Annotated in this window: 20 protein-coding genes; 17 read left to right on the top strand and 3 right to left on the bottom strand. The window is 32.5% G+C overall.

All coding sequences use genetic code 11. From position 1 onward, the window contains the following. The first annotated feature begins 74 nt into the window (after positions 1-74). The 3 genes from nusB to yajC are packed head-to-tail and all read left to right on the top strand — an operon-like array spanning position 75 to position 1,888. Positions 75-986 carry a transcription antitermination factor NusB gene (nusB, locus tag VKY41_RS06030; protein ID WP_500813539.1) on the top strand — a complete coding sequence of 304 codons (912 nt, stop codon included), beginning with the start codon at positions 75-77 and terminating at the stop codon, positions 984-986. Between the two features lie 49 nt (positions 987-1,035). Next, positions 1,036-1,584 carry a DUF1573 domain-containing protein gene (locus VKY41_RS06035; RefSeq protein ID WP_500813540.1) on the top strand — a complete coding sequence of 183 codons (549 nt, stop codon included), beginning with the start codon at positions 1,036-1,038 and terminating at the stop codon, positions 1,582-1,584. Positions 1,585-1,588: 4 nt separating this feature from the next. After that, the gene (gene yajC, locus VKY41_RS06040; RefSeq protein WP_500813541.1) at positions 1,589-1,888 is read left to right on the top strand and encodes a preprotein translocase subunit YajC; all 300 of its coding nucleotides are present in this window, start codon (positions 1,589-1,591) and stop codon (positions 1,886-1,888) included. Between the two features lie 172 nt (positions 1,889-2,060). Here yajC and VKY41_RS06045 read toward each other — a convergent pair whose 3' ends face one another. Both VKY41_RS06045 and pepT read right to left on the bottom strand, forming a co-directional pair. Next, the gene (locus tag VKY41_RS06045) at positions 2,061-2,657 is read right to left on the bottom strand and encodes a YdeI/OmpD-associated family protein (protein WP_500813542.1); all 597 of its coding nucleotides are present in this window, start codon (positions 2,655-2,657) and stop codon (positions 2,061-2,063) included. Positions 2,658-2,774: 117 nt separating this feature from the next. After that, complete coding sequence (pepT, locus tag VKY41_RS06050) at positions 2,775-4,016, bottom strand: peptidase T (RefSeq protein ID WP_500813543.1); 1,242 nt, start codon at positions 4,014-4,016, stop codon at positions 2,775-2,777. Positions 4,017-4,142: 126 nt separating this feature from the next. On the opposite strand from pepT, the gene VKY41_RS06055 reads away from it, so the two are divergent. The 10 genes from VKY41_RS06055 to VKY41_RS06100 all read left to right on the top strand — a co-directional run bounded on the left by VKY41_RS06055 (position 4,143) and on the right by VKY41_RS06100 (position 13,135). Beyond that, positions 4,143-5,162 carry a quinone-dependent dihydroorotate dehydrogenase gene (locus tag VKY41_RS06055; RefSeq protein ID WP_500813544.1) on the top strand — a complete coding sequence of 340 codons (1,020 nt, stop codon included), beginning with the start codon at positions 4,143-4,145 and terminating at the stop codon, positions 5,160-5,162. Between the two features lie 26 nt (positions 5,163-5,188). Continuing rightward, positions 5,189-5,803: a LysE family translocator gene (locus VKY41_RS06060; protein ID WP_500813545.1), complete on the top strand. Its 615-nt coding sequence runs from the start codon at positions 5,189-5,191 to the stop codon at positions 5,801-5,803. A gap of 112 nt (positions 5,804-5,915) precedes the next feature. Continuing rightward, entirely contained in the window at positions 5,916-6,632 is a 717-nt protein-coding gene (locus VKY41_RS06065) for a hypothetical protein (RefSeq protein ID WP_500813546.1), read from the top strand. Between the two features lie 166 nt (positions 6,633-6,798). After that, on the top strand, positions 6,799-7,659 hold the full coding sequence (locus VKY41_RS06070; RefSeq protein WP_500813547.1) for a hydroxymethylglutaryl-CoA lyase: 861 nt from the start codon (positions 6,799-6,801) through the stop codon (positions 7,657-7,659). Between the two features lie 169 nt (positions 7,660-7,828). After that, complete coding sequence (locus tag VKY41_RS06075; protein ID WP_500813548.1) at positions 7,829-9,007, top strand: porin; 1,179 nt, start codon at positions 7,829-7,831, stop codon at positions 9,005-9,007. 109 nt (positions 9,008-9,116) lie between these two features. Continuing rightward, a complete protein-coding gene (locus VKY41_RS06080) occupies positions 9,117-9,644 on the top strand; it encodes an FMN-binding protein (protein ID WP_500813549.1) in 528 nt (175 codons plus the stop codon). A 1-nt stretch (position 9,645) separates the two neighbouring features. Further along, positions 9,646-10,137 carry an Aq_1264-related membrane protein gene (locus tag VKY41_RS06085; RefSeq protein ID WP_500813550.1) on the top strand — a complete coding sequence of 164 codons (492 nt, stop codon included), beginning with the start codon at positions 9,646-9,648 and terminating at the stop codon, positions 10,135-10,137. Between the two features lie 43 nt (positions 10,138-10,180). Then, the gene (locus tag VKY41_RS06090) at positions 10,181-10,885 is read left to right on the top strand and encodes an Insecticidal toxin complex protein (protein ID WP_500813551.1); all 705 of its coding nucleotides are present in this window, start codon (positions 10,181-10,183) and stop codon (positions 10,883-10,885) included. Positions 10,886-10,958: 73 nt separating this feature from the next. Then, positions 10,959-12,431 carry an IMP dehydrogenase gene (gene guaB / locus VKY41_RS06095; protein ID WP_500813552.1) on the top strand — a complete coding sequence of 491 codons (1,473 nt, stop codon included), beginning with the start codon at positions 10,959-10,961 and terminating at the stop codon, positions 12,429-12,431. Between the two features lie 56 nt (positions 12,432-12,487). After that, positions 12,488-13,135, top strand: coding sequence for a sterol desaturase family protein (locus VKY41_RS06100; RefSeq protein WP_500813553.1), 648 nt, complete (start codon positions 12,488-12,490; stop codon positions 13,133-13,135). Between the two features lie 25 nt (positions 13,136-13,160). On the opposite strand, the gene VKY41_RS06105 is transcribed toward VKY41_RS06100, so the two are convergent. Continuing rightward, positions 13,161-13,841 (bottom strand): SIR2 family NAD-dependent protein deacylase, encoded by a 681-nt coding sequence (locus tag VKY41_RS06105; RefSeq protein ID WP_500813554.1) that lies wholly within the window; start codon positions 13,839-13,841, stop codon positions 13,161-13,163. A 109-nt stretch (positions 13,842-13,950) separates the two neighbouring features. On the opposite strand from VKY41_RS06105, the gene VKY41_RS06110 reads away from it, so the two are divergent. From VKY41_RS06110 to VKY41_RS06125, 4 genes are all read left to right on the top strand, one after another. Next, positions 13,951-15,150 carry a CHRD domain-containing protein gene (locus VKY41_RS06110; protein WP_500813555.1) on the top strand — a complete coding sequence of 400 codons (1,200 nt, stop codon included), beginning with the start codon at positions 13,951-13,953 and terminating at the stop codon, positions 15,148-15,150. Between the two features lie 57 nt (positions 15,151-15,207). Continuing rightward, entirely contained in the window at positions 15,208-15,861 is a 654-nt protein-coding gene (locus VKY41_RS06115; RefSeq protein WP_500813556.1) for a TrmH family RNA methyltransferase, read from the top strand. A gap of 348 nt (positions 15,862-16,209) precedes the next feature. Next, the gene (locus tag VKY41_RS06120; protein ID WP_500813557.1) at positions 16,210-16,749 is read left to right on the top strand and encodes a Riean_0653 family protein; all 540 of its coding nucleotides are present in this window, start codon (positions 16,210-16,212) and stop codon (positions 16,747-16,749) included. A gap of 112 nt (positions 16,750-16,861) precedes the next feature. After that, a partial coding sequence (locus tag VKY41_RS06125; RefSeq protein WP_500813558.1) for a lipase family protein occupies positions 16,862-19,536 on the top strand: 2,675 nt, incomplete at its 3' end.

Genomic DNA, 19,536 nt, shown 5'->3' on the forward strand with positions numbered 1-19,536 from the left:
TAATTACAATTTAATATTGAAACATTTAGTTCTTTGTACATATGCTTAACAGAAGACACATTAGAATAAAAGTCATGCAAACTATTTATTCCTTTAAAGGAGGAGAAAGCGATAGTTTTGATAAAGAACAAAGATTCTTAATCCACAGTTTAGATAATATATACAACCTATATTTATTATTAATCTCTTTACTTATCGAGGTTCAGAAAAAAGCTGAAGACCACGCAGAAAAAACTAGTAAAAAACTTTTAGCGACTGCCAAAGACAAAAATTTTAACAAAAAGCTAGTAAACAATGAAGTGCTTTTAATGTTAAAAAATAATGTGTTGCTGTTAGATGAATTAGAGCAAAGAAAAATATCTAATTGGGAACTAGATTCTGAGTATGTAGATATTATTTTCCGCGAAATTTTAGCTAGTGATTTGTATGAGCAATATATGCAGACTACAACATCAACCTTTAAAGAAGATAAAGATTTTGTTGTAGATGTTTTTACAGATATTGTTGCGCCTAACGATAAACTTTATGATTATTTAGAAGATAAAAATTTAACTTGGTTGGACGATTTACCAGTTGTAAATACAGCTATCTTAAAACTTCTTCGAAAAGTTAAGCCGCAATCAGCTTCTGCGCATTTTGTACCGAAATTATATAAGGATTTGGATGATAAGGAATACGCAGTAGATTTGTTTAAAAAAACACTTTTAAACCAATCTAAATTCTCAGCTATCATAGAAGAGAAAACTCAAAACTGGGATGCAGAAAGAATAGCAAGTTTAGACACAGTATTGTTAAAAATGGCTATTTGTGAAATCCAAAAATTCCCATCTATTCCTGTTAAAGTAACAATTAACGAATATTTAGAAATAGCTAAAGAATATTCTACACCTAAAAGCAGCATTTTTATAAATGGAATTTTAGATAAGCTTATTAAAGAATATCAAGAAAGCGATACTTTAAATAAAACCGGAAGAGGGTTGATGTAGTTAGAAATTATTACTACTTTTACACATTAAATAAAAAAATAAATTAAAAATGAAAAAAGCAATTTTGGGGCTATCTGCTCTATGTTTAATAGCATTTTCGTCTTGTAAAGAAGATGCTTCAAAAAAAATCAATGAAGAGAACGTTGCAGTAGCGGCGGAAAGAGACGCAAACTCTTCAAAATTTCCTGTTATTACTTTTGATAAAAAAGAACATGATTTTGGTGAAATTGAGGCTAGACAGAATGTTGAAACAGTTTTCAATTACACAAATACAGGGGAGTCTCCTTTAGTAATTACAGATATTAAAAGTTCATGTGGATGTACTGTTCCTCAAGATTGGAGCAAACAACCATTAAACCCAGGTGAATCTGGACATTTTACTGTACAATTTAACGGAACAGGAGCAAATAAAGTATCTAAAACAGTAACTATTACTGCTAATACAGAATCAGGTACAGAAACAGTTAGGATTTCTGCTTTTGTTAAACCAGATCCAAACAAAGCAGTTACTCCAGCTCAAGCTCAAACTCCAATGGGAGCGCCAGCTGCTGTGAAATCAAGTACACAACCAGGACACGAAGGTCATAACCACGATTAATTAAATGGGAGAAGGAATTAGTAGCTTTTTGCCGTTTATTTTAATGTTTGCCGTTGTGTATTTCTTTATGATTGCACCGCAAATGAAACGTCAAAAACAAGAAAAAAAGTTCGCTGCCGAATTAAAACGTGGCGATAAAGTAATTACTAAAAGTGGTATGCATGGTAAAGTTGTAGAACTTAACGATGCTGATGATAGCTGTGTTATTGAAACATTAGCTGGAAAAATCAAATTCGATAAATCTGCAATTTCAATGGAAATGAGTAAGAAATTGAATGCACCTGCTGTTGAAGCGAAAAAGTAATTTACTCAATCTATATTTATAAAAAAAGTCACTCATGTTTTGAGTGACTTTTTTATTTTCAATATGTTTTTGTTCTGAATTTTTCCTTTGATAGAAGGTAGGTTGATATGAAACAGTCAGTTCAATTAAACAAATCCTTAATTTTTTTATATGGAATTGTACTTATTATTGCTTAGCAATTTTTGTACTTATCGTGTAGTCCTATCCCTTTTAATACCATAGGTTTTATTTTTTCTAGCCTTGATAGTTTAGTAGCTTCCCGTTTAGCCGAATCAATGTGTTCACAGTATTCACGTTGTTTTCCTGGTGTTAACAGGTTAAAGGCTTCAAAAAAAGCAGGGTCAGCTTTCAACTCCTTTTTTAACTCTTGTGGAATAATTACCGTTTTCCCTTTTCTTTCAGGTTTTATTTCTTTGCCTAATTTTTGGTTTTCTATTGCTTCCTTTATATAACTTAATACAACATTTTTATCAATGTCTTGAATAGAATGAAAACGCATTTGCCTTAATCCCTTGGTTGTTTTTTGGGCTTGTTCCAAAAGTTGTTTTTTATCTTTTAAAAACACCCCATTAAAAAACCAAATACCAAAATGGTTTTTAAAGGCACCTATGGCCAATACCTTTTTTCCTCCTAATTCATAAGTAGGAGCATTCCATTTAAGAGTTTCTTCTAGCTCTGTAGAATTTATAATCTGTCTTAATGTTACTAAAGCTTCATGAAAATGATGGTTGTTTTCTATATACTCTTCAACAGAATTTGCTTTTTTCATAGTAAACTTAATCTTTAGTTTTAAACATTATTAATTTTCCTACATTACATTTAGTTGATATTAGATACCTAACTAAAATTGTCATCTTTGCAGCTAGAAGAAACTTATAATGGTTTATTATATTTCTTTTTGAGCTGTTAACTCAGCTATTTTACAAATAACCTCCGTAGCCTTTATAATACTTTCAACAGGAACATACTCATATCTTCCATGGAAGTTGTGTCCTCCTGCAAAAATATTCGGACAAGGTAAGCCCATATAACTTAGTTGAGATCCATCAGTACCTCCACGAATAGCTTTAATTAAAGGTTTTATACCTACTTGTTTCATAGCTTCTTCAGCTATATCTACAATATGCATAACAGGCTCTACCTTTTCTTTCATATTGTAGTACTGATCTTTTATTTCAATACTTACAACCTCTCTTCCATATTGTTCATTAATATCGTTCGTTAATTTTTGCATCATTTCTTTTCTTGCTTCAAAATGTTGCATGTCATGGTCACGAATTATATACTCCAAAACGGTTTCTTCAACTTCTCCATTAATGGAATATAAATGGAAAAACCCTTCGTATCCTTCTGTATGTTCAGGAGTTTCAAGTCTTGGTAAAGAATTTATAAATTCAGTAGCAATGTACATGGAGTTAATTAGTTTTCCTTTTGCATAACCAGGATGAACAATTTTCCCTTTAATTTTTACCACTGCTCCAGCGGCATTAAAGTTTTCATATTCTAATTCCCCAACTTGGCTACCATCCATGGTGTAAGCCCAATCTGCTCCAAATTTTTCAACATCGAATTTGTGTGCACCACGACCAATTTCTTCATCAGGAGTAAATCCAACTCGTATTGGACCATGTTTAATTTCTGGATGATTGATTAAATACTCCATAGCTGAAACTATTTCAGTAATTCCTGCTTTATCATCGGCTCCTAAAAGAGTTGTGCCATCGGTAGTTATTAAGGTTTGGCCTTTGTACATTAATAAGTCTTCAAAATAATCTGGAGACAATACAATGTTTTGTTCTTCATTTAAAACAATGTCTTTACCATCGTAATCATCAACAATCTGTGGTTTAACATTAGCTCCCGTAAAATCCGGTGAAGTATCGAAATGAGATATAAAGCCAATAGTTGGAACTTCATGATCTACATTGCTTGGTAAAGTTGCCATAATGTATGCGTTTTCATCAATGCTCACATCGTGCATTCCAATAGTTTTTAATTCTTCAGCCAATTTATTGGCTAAGTCCCATTGTTTTTCAGAACTAGGAGTTGTGTCGCTCTTAGGGTCTGATTCTGTATCAATGGTTACATAGCTTATAAATCGGTCTATAATATGTTGTTTCTCTATCATTTGAATAGTTTTTTATTAAAGAAAAATATATGTTTTTTGGATTTTCAAAAATACCAATAATTTATAAAACTAATGTTAGCATTTTTAATCAAATGAATAGTATTTTTGCCCAACAACGCAACTACTATGTATAAGTTATTGATAAGACCGATCTTTTTTCTTTTCGATCCAGAAAAAATTCATCATTTTACTTTTTCCTTACTTCGGTTTGTAAGTAAGATTCCTTTATTTCCTAACGTTTTAAGAAGTTTGTATTTAGTTGAAGACAAACGATTAGAGAGAAACTTATTTGGATTAACTTTTAAAAATCCTGTTGGTCTAGCTGCTGGTTTTGATAAAGATGCCAAGCTGTACAGCGAATTGGGAAATCTTGGTTTTGGTTTTGTAGAAATAGGAACTTTAACCCCGAAAGCTCAAGACGGAAACCCCAAAAAACGCTTGTTTAGGCTAAAATCAGATTCCGCCATAATAAATAGAATGGGGTTTAACAATGGAGGGGTGAAAGAAGCTGTTGAGCGCTTGAAAAAAAACAAAAATGTTTTAATAGGTGGAAATATTGGCAAAAATAAAATAACACCAAATAATGAAGCTGTAGAAGATTATAAAATTTGCTTTCATGCTTTGTTTGATTATGTAGATTATTTTGTTGTGAATGTAAGTTCACCAAACACTCCAAATCTTAGGGAACTTCAAGATAAAGAACCTTTAACAAAACTTCTACAAGTTTTAAAAGATGAAAATGTTAGAAAGAATAAGCAGAAGCCTATACTATTAAAAATAGCACCTGATTTAACGGATAGTCAATTGTTGGATATAATTGATATTGTTAATGATACTAAAATTGATGGTGTTATAGCTACAAATACAACTATCTCTAGAGAAGGTTTAACAAGTAAAAATAAAGAAGAAGTTGGAGGTTTAAGTGGTAAACCATTAACAAGTCGTTCTACAGAAGTTATTCGTTTTTTGTCTGAAAAAAGTAATAAAGCATTTCCAATTATTGGAGTAGGAGGGATTCATTCAGCAAACGATGCGTTAGAGAAATTAGATGCAGGAGCAGATTTAATTCAACTATATACTGGGTTTATTTACGAAGGACCAAAATTGATTAAGGATATTAATAAGGCTATTTTAAAAAGGAGATAAGTTTGTAGCATTCGTTCCATGTTATTATGATAGAAACACTAATTTCATTTTCTTTAGCAACCTTAGCATTGGCCATTTCCCCTGGACCAGACAATATTTATGTGCTTACCCAATCTTTAGTAAATGGGACAAAAAGTGGAATTGCAACAACAGCAGGTTTAATTAGTGGTTGCATTGTTCACACAACACTATTGGCATTTGGGATTTCTGCAATTATTACGGCTTCCGAAGAAATATTTTATGGAATTAAAATTTTGGGGGCCTGTTATTTGTTTTATCTAGCATATAAAGTTTATAAGAGTGATGAAAATATTTCCTTAATAGGTAATGCTCCAAAGAAATCATATTTTCAATTATTTAGAACAGGAGTAATCATGAATTTGTTAAATCCCAAAGTCATGATTTTCTTTTTAGCATTTTTCCCGGCTTTTCTTTGGAATAAAGAAGGAAATACTGTTATTCAATTTTATGTTTTAGGAATCACCTTTATGCTTGTTTCATTTCTTACTTTTAGTAGTATTGCCCTAATGGCAGGACGGATTTCTACAGTTATTTTACAGAAAAGGGGAATAGGGTATTTCTTAAAATGGCTTCAGATTTTGGTTTTTGTAGGTATAGCTCTTTATATAATTACAACTTAAACTTCTCAAAATCACTCATCCATATTTGGTTTGTATTTTTTAATTCTTTAATTAAGCTTGGATTTTATATTATTAAATGTAAATTAGTAGTTAACCAAGCTAATAATTTATTATGAAAAAAATAATATTTCTAACAGGAATTGCTTTTGTACTTTTCTCTTGTAATTCAGGTAGTAAAGAGTCTTCAGGAATGGGTTCTGAAATTGAATCTACAAAGAAAATTAAAGCAATCAACAATGTATCTTACGATTGTTTAAAAAAACACCAAGACGACTATCAATCGCTACTGACTAAGGAGGAAATGGCTTCGGTTTACCCAATAGACTTTACCAATGCAAAGGAAGAGCTGCGAGCAGGAAGTTATGGTGAATATATTTTTATGTGGCCTAGTGATAGACCAGATGTAGATTTAGAAATTTCAGGAATGAAAATAAAGAATCCTGATAAAAACACCATGGGTATAAAAAACCTTAAATTTATATCTGATAAAACGGACATGGAATCCGCCATTAGCACCTTTAATATGGCATACAAAGAGCTATCTGATGAGGAGTTGGAAAAAATTCAAGCTAATTTAAATAAGCAGAGCGACGATATTAAAAGTGCTGGAAAAAATCTTATGAAAGTTAGAGCAAGAGTGCATTGGGATTTTGTAGATGATCTTGGATCGAGTGCTTGGTATAAGTGGAATGAAACTTATGGAGGCGAATTAGCTGTGCTTGCTGGAAAAGCCAAGTTTTATATTGTTTTAAAAATAAGTAGTAACCCAAATGAAAACCGAAAGCTGGCAATACAGCTTGCAAATAAGGTTTTAGCAAAATGTGAGTAGTTTATTAGTGGACTTTTATAAATTAGCATATAAAAGGCCACTATTTTTTAACTGTAAACTTCACCTTTTCAACTGCATTTAGATATAGTCGATAAAAATCTATTTCTTAGGTGTTTTTTTATATAGGAAATATTACTTCTTCAAAGGAATTCTTATCTTTGGGCCGATGCAAGACGTGAAAATTATAGAATGTCCTAGAGATGCCATGCAAGGCATTAGGGATTTTATTCCCACAAAAGAAAAAGTACAATACATCCAGTCGTTACTACGTGTTGGATTCGATACTATCGACTTTGGAAGTTTCGTATCACCAAAAGCCATTCCTCAAATGGTTGATACAGCTCAGGTTTTAGACCAGTTGGACCTTAGTAAAACAAAAAGTAAATTGTTAGCTATTATTGCTAACACTCGAGGCGCTCAAGAGGCTTCAATCCACAAACCTATTGATTATTTAGGTTATCCTTTTTCTATTTCGGAAAATTTTCAAATGCGAAATACGCATAAAACTATTGCCGAATCGGTTATAACTTTAAACGAAATTCTTGAGATTGCCGATAAAACAAATAAGGAAGTAGTTGTTTATATTTCAATGGGATTTGGAAACCCTTATGGCGATCCTTGGGATGTTGATATAGTAGGAGAGTGGACGGAAAAACTATCTAATATGGGCGTTAAAATTCTTTCTCTTAGTGATACTGTGGGGAGCTCAAACCCTGAAAATATCAATTACTTGTTTTCAAATTTAATTCCAAAATACCCAAAAATAGAGTTTGGAGCGCACTTGCACACCACACCAACTACCTGGTTTGAAAAAGTAGACGCAGCTTATAAAGCTGGTTGTAAACGTTTTGATGGTGCTATTCAAGGGTTTGGCGGTTGTCCTATGGCTAAAGACGAGTTAACAGGGAATATGCCTACGGAAAAACTACTATCTTATTTCACTCAAAATAAGGTTTCAGACCTAAATGCTTTAAGTTTTGAGAGCGCTTATAATGAAGCAACCAAAATTTTCTCAATTTACCACTAAATTTTCTCAAGTTTAATTTTCTTGTTTTTAATTAGTTAGAAATTTTGTTTATTTTTTATTTTAAATTAATCTAAATAAGTTTTGTGTATTTAAAATCCTATTCCATTTTTGCCGAATAATTTATTATTTATAACTAATCTAAATAGAATATTATTTAAATAAACAAAAAATGAAAAATATATTATCGGTAGTAGCCTTGTTAATTTCAGCTATTACTTTTTCCCAAACCGTTCCAGATTCATTATATACAAACCCCAAACAACAAGAGAATTCCGCTCAGAGAATTTTGTCTGGTAATATAAGCTCGGGTGTTACTGTAGGTGGATATGGAGAAATAACATATAACCAGCCAGAAGGAGATAACGGAGAACTTGATGTTCAACGTTTAGTTTTATTATTCGGTTATAAGTTTAATGATAAAGTACAATTTGTGACAGAAGTTGAATTCGAACACGTGAATGAAGTTTTTGTTGAACAAGCTTTTTTACAATACAGTTTAACAGATAATCTAAATCTTCGTGGTGGTTTAATGATTGTTCCAATGGGAATTATTAATGAGTATCATGAACCTACAACTTTTAATGGTGTAGAGCGACCAAGTATGGACAAGAGTATTGTTCCAAGTACTTGGAGAGAAATTGGAGTTGGTGTAGCAGGTACCTTAGATGATGCTTCATTACGTTACCAAGCTTATGTTTTTACTGGATTTACTTCGGTGAATGGATCTAAACTTTTAGGAGGAAAAGATGGTTTAAGAAGTGGAAGACAAAAAGGAATACAATCTACGGTAGATTCGCCTAACTTTTCTGCTAAACTAGATTACTATGGATTACCAGGTTTACGTTTAGGATTATCTGGTTATGTTGGTCGTTCTCAAGCTGAAGATGATGTAGAAGAGCTTGAAGGTTCTAGCGTTGGTTTAACCATGGTTGGTTTAGATGCTCGTTATGCCTACAAACGTTTTGCAGCTCGTGGACAATTTGTTTATTCTGGTTTGTCTGATACGGAAGCGTATAACGAATTGTATTACGACTTAGAAACAGACCCTACTAAAGGTTTAGGTAGTGCTATGCAAGGTTGGTATTTGGAAGGATCTTATAATTTATTGCCTTTAACAAAACAACAGCAACTATATGCTTTCGCTCGTTACGAAGAATATGATACAAACGCATCGGTAGAAGGAAATTTATTAGTAAATGACGCTTTTAATAGGAGTGAGTGGACTTTAGGTTTATCATATAAAATAGCACCAGGAGCCGTTCTAAAGGGAGATTATCAATTTAAAAGTGATGCAGCAAATAACAGTCTTCCAAATCAATTAAATTTTGGTATTGGAGTCTGGTTTTAATAAAATCATTTAATTTTTATTTGTCAGATAGCTAGAGGTGATTTTTTTTTCTCTCTAGCTATTTTGGCACTTTAGTTGTTATCACTAAACATTTAAATATCTTTGTAGCATGAATTTGAAATACACCATTATTCTTCTTGTTTTTATAACACTTCAAGTTATTGGGTTGCCTAAAAATATTCAGAAAAAAGTTGATAAAGAAATAGTTGATACCTTTCAAATATCAGCTTTTAAGCTTGACCCTTTTATTATTTCAAAAGATGTTGCCGCTGGTTTACCTTCTGAGTTTAATGTAGACAACTTTTTTAAAATTCATGCCAGTAATAAATTAATCGGTTATGCTTATGTATCTAAAGCTCCAAGTAAAACGGACGAATTTGATTACTTAGTATTATTAGACCCTAAACTTGTTGTTTTAAATTCAAAAGTTTTGGTGTATAGAGAAGATTACGGTGGAGAAATTGGAAGTAAACGTTGGTTAAAACAATTTATAGGAAAAACCCAAAACGACGATTTACGATATGGTGATAACATCATGGCGATTTCCGGGGCTACTATTTCTGTACGATCCATGACCACTGCTATGAACAATTTGTTGAAATCGCTTAAAATTCTTCATTCTAAAGACATTATTTAATATGCAAATCAACGGCTTAATATATACCTTTCCTAAAGAAATAAAACTCTTAATTGCTGCTTTTATAATTGTATTAAGTGTTGGTTTTTATACGGGACTACTCTTTGTAGGAGAGACAGCAACACCTAATCCTCATGGTATTGAAGAACAGTATTTAGGAAATGAAAACAATGAAGATGCCCTTGTTATGAAGTTTAAAAAAAGCGAGCAAGAAATGCTTACTTTGGTTCATAATCATATATTATCAATGTCTATTATTTTCTTTTTAGTTGGTATAATATTAAGTACAACCAAATTAAATAAGCAATTAAAATTGTTTTTAATAGCAGAACCTTTCTTGTCTGTCCTTCTTACTTTTGGAGGTCTATATTTACTTTGGTCAGGACTTTTATGGATGAAGTATATAGTTATGATTTCAGGGATATTAATGACACTTACCTTTACATTATCTATAGTAATAATTTTAAAACAATTATTAATTTCAAAAAACTGAAAGTTTAGATTATTCTTGTAAATTTATGCTTCATCCAACCAATATGAAGTCATATTTATTTTTACTAATATTCACCATAACAACCTTAGGCTATTCAAAGGAATATCAAAGTTTAAAAAGTTATCAAGAAGAATCAGGTAAGAATCAATTAGGACCATCCGACTGGTTACGCAAAGACAGAAAAAGCAATAGCTTGGTTTGGCAACAAGCAAATATTTATAACCTCCAGCATAATCTTCCTCTAGAGTATCAAACCATTCAACAACGAACAGATTTCTATCTATGGCTTTATAATTCCTTGGATGAAAGAAACCTTCAGGTGGTCTGGCCAAAAATGGCTTATTTTATTTCCAATAAACTAAAAATCACACAATCATTTCCTTTTAATATTTTTATAAGAAAGGAGGTGAAACTCTATGCTGTTAAAGGAAGTAATACGGTTTTTGTTAAAGCTTTTGAAAAAATTAAAACACTATTTTTTTCAGAAAAAACTTTAACGGTAAAAGAAGCTTATTTATGGGATGAAGTTTTAATTCGAAAAGAGCAGCACGATTGGTTACAAGATATCTATACTGAAATTGATGCGAAAACTTTAAGAACCATTGATAGAATGGCAAAAGGAAAAGGAGTATATAGGTTGATAGTACCCAAAGAAGTAGCTTTTTCCGGGGATTTATCCGATAAAGAAAATCGCTATCAATACGCATTAAACACATTGCGTCCGTATTGCCAAGAAAAATATAAATAATTTAAGAAAAACTTGAAACTATTTTCCCTATAAATATTGTACATTTGCATGCAATTATATACCTAATTGCAACATGACAGCACACGAAAACAAAATTGTAGGAGAAGGTTTAACCTACGACGACGTCCTTTTAATTCCAGCTTTTTCAGAAGTCTTACCTCGAGAAGTTAATATACAAACAAAATTTACTAGAAATATTACCATCAATATTCCAATAGTTTCTGCAGCTATGGATACGGTAACAGAAAGCGCTATGGCTATTGCTATGGCTCGTGAAGGAGGAATTGGTGTACTTCATAAAAATATGTCCATTGCCAAACAAGCCAATGAAGTAAGAAAAGTAAAGCGTGCCGAAAGTGGACTAATTACAGATCCAGTAACACTTACTACCGATGCAAAAGTTATAGATGCTAAACAAAGTATGGCTGAACATAGTATTGGAGGTATACCAATTGTGGATAATGAAGGTACTTTAAAAGGAATCGTAACCAATAGAGATTTGCGGTTTGAAAAAATTGGAGAACGACCTATTGTTGAAGTTATGACCAGAGAAAGGTTGGTAACTGCTCCAGTTGGAACTTCCTTACAGCAAGCTGAAGTTATTTTGCAAGAACACAAAATTGAAAAACTTCTAATTGTTGATGATGAATTTAAATTAGCCGGTTTAATTACTTTTAGAGATATAACAAAACTTACCCAGAAACCTAATTCTAATAAAGATATTTACGGACGATTACGAGTAGCTGCAGCTTTAGGGGTTACTGCCGATGTAGTTGAACGTACCGAAGCTTTGGTTAAGTCTGGAGTAGATGCCGTAATTATTGACACTGCACACGGACATACTAAAGGTGTGGTAGATGTATTGAAAAAGGTAAAAGCTAAGTTCCCAGAGTTGGAAGTTATTGTAGGAAATATAGCTACAGCAGCGGCAGCTAAGTATTTAGTTGAAGCCGGTGCCGATGCTATTAAAGTTGGAATAGGTCCTGGTTCTATTTGTACTACTCGAGTAGTAGCAGGAGTTGGTTACCCACAATTTTCAGCTGTATTAGAGGTGGCTTCAGCTATTAAAGGGTCTGGCGTGCCAGTAATTGCTGATGGAGGAATTCGTTATACCGGAGATATTCCGAAAGCAATAGCTGCAGGAGCAGATTGCGTGATGCTAGGTTCTTTACTAGCAGGAACAAAAGAAAGTCCTGGAGAAACTATAATTTACGAAGGAAGAAAATATAAAGCCTATAGAGGAATGGGGTCTGTTGAAGCCATGAAGGAAGGCAGTAAAGATCGTTATTTCCAAGATGTGGAAGATGATATTAAAAAACTGGTTCCAGAAGGTATTGTTGGTCGCGTACCATACAAAGGAGAGTTGTTTGAAAGCATCCATCAATTTATTGGCGGTTTAAGAGCAGGAATGGGATATTGCGGAGCAAAAGATGTGGAAACTTTAAAGGAAACCGGACAGTTTATTAAAATAACTGCCTCTGGTATTAACGAAAGTCATCCACATGATGTAACTATCACCAATGAATCACCTAACTATTCTAGATAGTTTGTAATAAGTATCTTATATTTTATTTTATTTTGTAAATTGGATAAAATGATATTATGAAACCTGGAGTAACAACTGATTTTCAAACTGGTCAAGCAGAAATTTTTAAGAATCCAATTTTGGAGCGTTTAACTAAAACAGATCCAATATCAAATATTATAGTTTACGGATTGGTAAATGCTTTATTAATTTACTTGGCTATCGGAGTTATAGGATTAAACGTATGGGCTTTCTTGGGTTTATTTGTATTTGGTTTGTTCTTTTGGACTTTTGCCGAATATATGTTACACCGATATGTGTTTCATTGGGTAACTGAAGCCAAATGGTCTCAAAGATTTCACTTTATTATGCATGGCGCTCATCATAGTTTTCCTGCAGATAAAGATAGGTTGTTAATGCCACCAGTACCGGGAATAATAATGGCTTCTTTCTTATTTGGAATATTTTATATTGTTTTCTGGATAGTTGGATATACACCTTTAGTTTATGGCTTTTTCCCAGGGTTTTTTATAGGTTATTTATTGTACTCTTTTGTGCACAGAGCAACGCATGTAATGCGTCCTCCTAAACGTTTCAGGGATTTATGGCATCATCATAGTTTACATCACTACAAATATCCTGATAAAGCATTTGGAGTGTCTAATACATTTTGGGATAAAGTGTTCGGAACTATGCCTCCAAAAAAGGAGAATAGAAAAGCCTAGTCACTTTTACTTAAAAAATATTCTTCTATTTTGAAGAAAGTAATTCAAGTAGTTTTTTTACCCCTTTGGTAGCTGTTTCAGGAATGATGGTAACCCTTGTATTGCTTACTTTTGCTGGGTTTGGATCTATATAATATATAGGGACGTGATTAGGTACAAAGCTTATTAGTCCTGCAGCTGGATAAACTTGCATAGATGTACCAATAATAACAAGTATATCAGCCGTTTCACAAATATCCATAGCTGGTTCTATCATGGGAACGTCTTCGCCAAACCAAACAATATGAGGTCTTAATTGATGACCTTTTTCACATAAATCTCCTAGATTCAGATCTTTTGTCCACGGCCTGACATCTTCTAGGTTTTTACTGCTTCGTATTTTAAGTAGTTCGCCATGTAAATGGATTATATTGGAACTTCCAGCTCTTTCATGTAGGTCATCTACATTTTGAGTAATAATGCTTACCTCATAATCAGATTCTAAACTAGCTAAAACATTATGAGCTTCATTGGGATTAACCGTTAACAACTGCCTTCGTCTTTCATTATAAAAATTTAAAACCAACTCGGGGTTTTTAGCAAATCCTTGTGGTGAGGCTACCTCCATTACGTTATGACCTTCCCAAAGTCCATTGGCATCTCTAAAGGTTTTAATGCCACTTTCGGCACTTATTCCTGCCCCTGTAAGTACAACCATATGTTTCATTTTGTGAAACTATAAAATTCTACACATAAAATAAAATTTAAATGCTCCCTATGTTCACTTTAAAAATTTGTATTTTATGTGTAATATTACACATCTTTAAATTCTAATTATGAAACTGAACTTAAAACCTTTTGTTCTTCTTATGTCTTTAGTTATACTAACAGCATGTAGTGAAGACGATAATATAACACCTATTCCCTCTAGTTTAACTTCAAAAACTTATTCAATAAGTTCTATTTATGATAACAATGTAGATGGTAGTGCAAAATTTATTAAAAACGACGATGATTCCGTAACTGTTGAATTAAGCCTCACAGGTATTCCAACAGGAAATCCTCATCCAGCTACTATTAATTATAACACAGCTGCAGAAGGAGGAAGTGTAGCAGTTACCTTGGAAACTGTTAATGGGAATACAGGTTTTAGTACTACAACCTTTTCAAACTTAGACGATGGAACCACTATAACTTATGAAGAGCTTTTGAATTTTGATGGATATGTAAATGTGCAGCTGAGCAATTCGCAACCAAATGAAAGTATTGCCCAAGGTGATATTGGACAAAATGTCCTAACTGGAGTTACAAAAACATATATGTTAGCTGAAAAAGATTTACAAGGAACATCGGGATCAGTTATCTTTTCTCAACGTAAAAATGGGGAGGCTCTTGCAATTATACAGATAGTTAATGCTGTAAGTGGCGAAGTTCATCCAGCACACATTCATGATAATACTGCTATTGAAGGTGGGGGTATTGCTTTTACTTTTAATCCTATTGATGGAGATATAGGTATTAGTCAAACCAATGTAGCTAATTTGGACAATGGAGACTCATTTTTGTTTGCAGATATATTAGATTTTGATGGGTATATTAATGTTCATGAAAGTCAAACCAATTTAGGAACAGTGCTTGCTCAAGGAGATATTGGTCAAAATGAATTATCAGGGGTTTCCAAGTCTTATGTTTTAAATGAGGTTGACGTACCAGGAGTAAGTGGTACAGTAACTTTTTATGCAAGGATTAATGGTGAATCTTTGGCAATAATTGTCTTACAAGATACCGTTGCTAATGAAGTGCACCCTGCCTATATTTATGCAAATGATATAACAGCTCCTGGAAATATTCTATTTACTTTTAACCCTGTAAATAGTAATACAGGAATAAGTGAGACAAATGTAGCAACTTTAGATAATGGAGATGCTTTTGTTTATGAGGATATATTAGGTGTTAACGGCCATGTTACTGTGCATTTAAGTGCTACGCAATTAACTACTGTTGTTGCTCATGGAAATATTGGATCAAACATCTAATTAGATAAGTACTCACACTAAAAACCTGATGAGATATTTAGATTTGTTTTTAAAAAGATGGTAGACTTAAAACTTTTAGCATATTTAGAAACCTATTTAACTGAAAATAGGAGGGAACGATTTGATACCGTATTAAACCAAAGAACCAAGCATTTTACCGTTGCTACGGAAGATGTATACCAACTTCATAATACAAGTGCTGTAATTAGAAGTTGTGATGTGTTTGGTATTCAGGAAGTAAATATTGTTGAAGAAAGAAACTCTAAACGTATTGATAGGGAAATTGCCATGGGTGCTCAAAAATGGGTAGACCTAAATAGGTTTCATTCTGTAAAAGAATGTATTGTAGATTTAAAGCATAAGGGGTATCAAATTGTTGCAACCACTCCTCATACAAACGATTGTTTACTTCATGAGTTTGATGTAACAAAAAAATCTTGTTTTTTCTTTGGAAGGGAAACAGAAGGCCTTTCTCAAGAAGTCATCGATCAAGCAGATTGTTACTTAAAAATTCCAATGTATGGATTTACTGAGAGTTTAAATATTTCTGTTTCTGCTGCTATTATATTACAACATGTAACCACTAAATTAAAACGAACTAATATAGATTGGAAACTGACAGTTGAAGAGCAACAAGAAAAACGATTAGATTGGATTAAGAAAACTATTAAAAGTTATGATGAGATTGTGGAGCGGTTTTATAACAAATAATCAATTATTATCCCTGTAGCCCCTCCAAAAAGATTTATGGCAATATTCTTGGATTAAGAATTTAACTTGGAAAAAGATACTTCTAAAATATGGTATAGCATTTTTTAATGTTAAAATCTAATTAATTACGGAAAAACTGTAACAGCAACAGTGTATTTCATCGAAAAGCAGGAAAAATACGTAGTACTACGTATAAAATTCTTTGTTTTTCTATGTAGGTTTATAATATTAATATATGTTATAAAAGAAAGACCACCTACAAGTTAACAATCTTTCAAAAAATACATAAAATGAAACAATCACCACAATTAGATATTTTTTTGAAACCTAAAATAAAAAAACAGCCTTATGAAAAACTTAATCTTACTTTTAGCCATAACGTTAATATGTAGTTGCTGCAACAACGACGACGATAACAATGAACCCACAAACCCCATAGACCAATTGCCACCAGCTACACAAACGGGTGCAAATACAGCTGGTTGTTTAGTAAATGGAGAAGCATTTTTACCAAATAACCAAAGTGTACAGCCATTAGTATGTCATTATTTGGATGGAGAAGACTTTGCTTTAGGTGTTTCTAAAAAAGTAAATAATATATACTACAATATATATATATATATAGGAAATACCGAATTACAAGTCAACCAAACGTATCAACTTATGGAATATGGAGGAGATTCAAAATTTGGAGAGTATATAATTAATCATGAAAGTTACCCTAGTCCAAACTACTATTCAACTTCCTCAACCATAACAGGTGAATTAACCATAACCCATCACGATTTTAACAATGCTTTTTTAAGTGGCACATTTTGGTTTGATGCTTTAAATAGCGATGGAGAAATCATTGAAGTTCGAGAAGGGCGTTTTGATATGCACTATTAACTTAAAAATATAAAAAATATTAAAAAAAAGAAAGACCACCTACAAGGCAGGCAATCTTTCAAATACATAAATTAAACAATCACCACAATTATTTAATTCAATCTATAAAATTATGAAAAAAATTACAGTATTACTATGTTTTATCTTTGTTTCACATTGGACTCAAGCACAAATAGAAACAAACACCACTTTTGCAAACCAAATGACTACTATGTTTGCACCTTTAAATAAAAACTTTGTCCCAGATGGTATTTTATTAGATTATGGTATGGAATTTACAAATGTTCCAGCTTTTAATGGTACTTTAACAGATAGTACTTATACTAATTTAGCAACCTTAAAACAAATTTATAACACCTTGTTAACGAGTAGGATTAGAAATGTTTCTACTGGTTTTGTAACGCCTGATACTTTTGATATGCGTTTAAAAAATAACAGGGAAACCAACATTATTACGCTTACTGGCTTATATTTTAAATACAATAAGTTTAAGGACAATGCCACTATTAATGGAAAACTTACCTATAGTAATGGAAAATTTTACGACAAGTATGTAAATGGGGTTTGGCAAAACCCTTACGAGACCAAGCAAACCTTTGCTATGACACCTGCTATAAAAAGTTATAAAGGATTTAATTTGCAAGTTAAAATACCTTCCAACATATTTTATTCCAATAATCAAAATGTAATACAAAGTATACAAATAGATTTTGATAATGGACAAGGGTATGTTAATATACCTTTTAATCAAAATGTAGCTATAAACTACACCAATGAAGGCACAAAAACTTGGAAATATAAATTAACCCTTTCAGATAATACCGTATTGTATAACCAATCGTTGATAAAAATAGAAGAAGGTTTAAATACCATCCCTTTTGGAGGAAACCATGCTCAAAATACACAAAACGGCACGAACACTTTTACTTTGTATTCACATTCAATTACAGCTACAACACCTTATGCTGGACAATACGCCTCTGTTAATTTAACGATAGACGATACCAATAACGATGGGATTAAAAAACCATTGATTGTAGCAGAAGGCTTCGACTTGGGTGTGGTGTTGGAGCCTGAAAATATAAATGGAAATTTTGATTATGAAGATTTTAAGGATTATTTGCTTTATGGAGGAATAGAATTAAGAAATCTTATTTATAATTCCAATAAAGAATATGATATTATTTATGTAGATTGGAATAATGGTGTCGATTATATGCAACGTAATGCGTATGCCTTACAGGAAGTAATAAAATGGGTAAACCAACAAAAAGCCAATAATGGCAGTACCGAGCCAAATGTGGTTTTAGGACAGAGTATGGGTGGTGTTATCTCCCGTTATGCTTTAGTAGATATGGAAGAAAACAATTTAAACCACGATACACGTTTGTTTATTAGCCACGATGCACCACAACAAGGGGCTAATCTTCCAGTAAGCATCCAATTTATGTACAGACATTTAACAAATCAGTATATCCAAACCAATACAACACTATTTGGTGGGATTGTTACTGTGCCTATATTAGAAAACAATTTTGGTGTTTCTGAATATTTGTCTTTATTGGATGCACCTGCTTCAAGACAATTAGTTAAAAACTTCTCGACACTAAATTATAGTATTGATAACTCAATCCATACTTCATTTTATAACGAATTAAAAAGCAAAGGGGTGTCCGGAAGTGTTGGATATCCTGTAAATTCTAGAAATATTGCAATTAGTAATGGTAGCGAATGTGGAACCACACAAGATTTTAATGCTGGCGACCATTTAGTAAACTATCAATGGGATAAAGGGCTTTCTTTTTGGGGCGATTTGGCAAGTTTAATATACAACCCATTAGGAGGGACAATTGGTGGATTATTTTTAGATGAAGATTTTTTTGGTGTTGCTATTTTAGGGATGATTCCTGGCCAATCTAAATATAATGTCGATTTCAATGCAAAATCAATACCTTATGGTTCAGGAAATCAAATTTATAAAGGTAAGATTTCTTATACTAAAAAAATTCTTTGGCTTTTTAATGTAACTGTGAATATTACTGATGTCCAAAAAAATCAACCAAATGGCGTTTTACCTTTTGATAGCTATGGTGGTGGATTTTTTAACACAAATACAATTGGTTCTACACCAGTTTCAAATTTATACATTCGAGATAAATTTAGTTTTATACCAACTACGAGTGCTTTAGATATCGGTGAAAATAATGTGACTTTGTATAATAATGATTATTTACGTGCTTATGTTGGAGCAAATCCTCCAACTGCACCAAAAAATAGTCCATTTATAAATTTTTCAACTGAATTTGATAAATATAACGACAATGCACATAACAAACAACACATTTCATTTAATTCGAGAAATGGAGATTGGTTGGCATCAGAGCTTATAGGTACAGATATAGAAACTACCGATTGTTCAGCTTTTTGTTCAAACGCTATGATCTATGGAAGGTGGGACCTTTGTTCTTCCCGTACCTTTTCTGTTACTTCTGTTGCTACAAGTGTCACTTGGTGGCTCTCAGAAGGTGCAGATTTGGTAACTACCTCTATAAATGGTAATGAGATTACCCTAACCGTAAACAATAACAACAACCCAAACAGCAATATTGTTTTAAACGCTACATATAGCAGTCCTAAATGTGGTTCTGTTACAGTATCAAAAACCATTAATGTTGGTAAGCCAACCTATCCCACTACCCAAATGTCGGGTGACGATTCTGTATATGCCGGTCAGTACAGAACCTATTCTGTCCCGGTTGCGGAAGGGGCTACCGGTTACCATTGGTA

It is taken from the genome of Xanthomarina sp., assembly GCF_035306605.1.
GTDB lineage: Bacteria > Bacteroidota > Bacteroidia > Flavobacteriales > Flavobacteriaceae > Xanthomarina.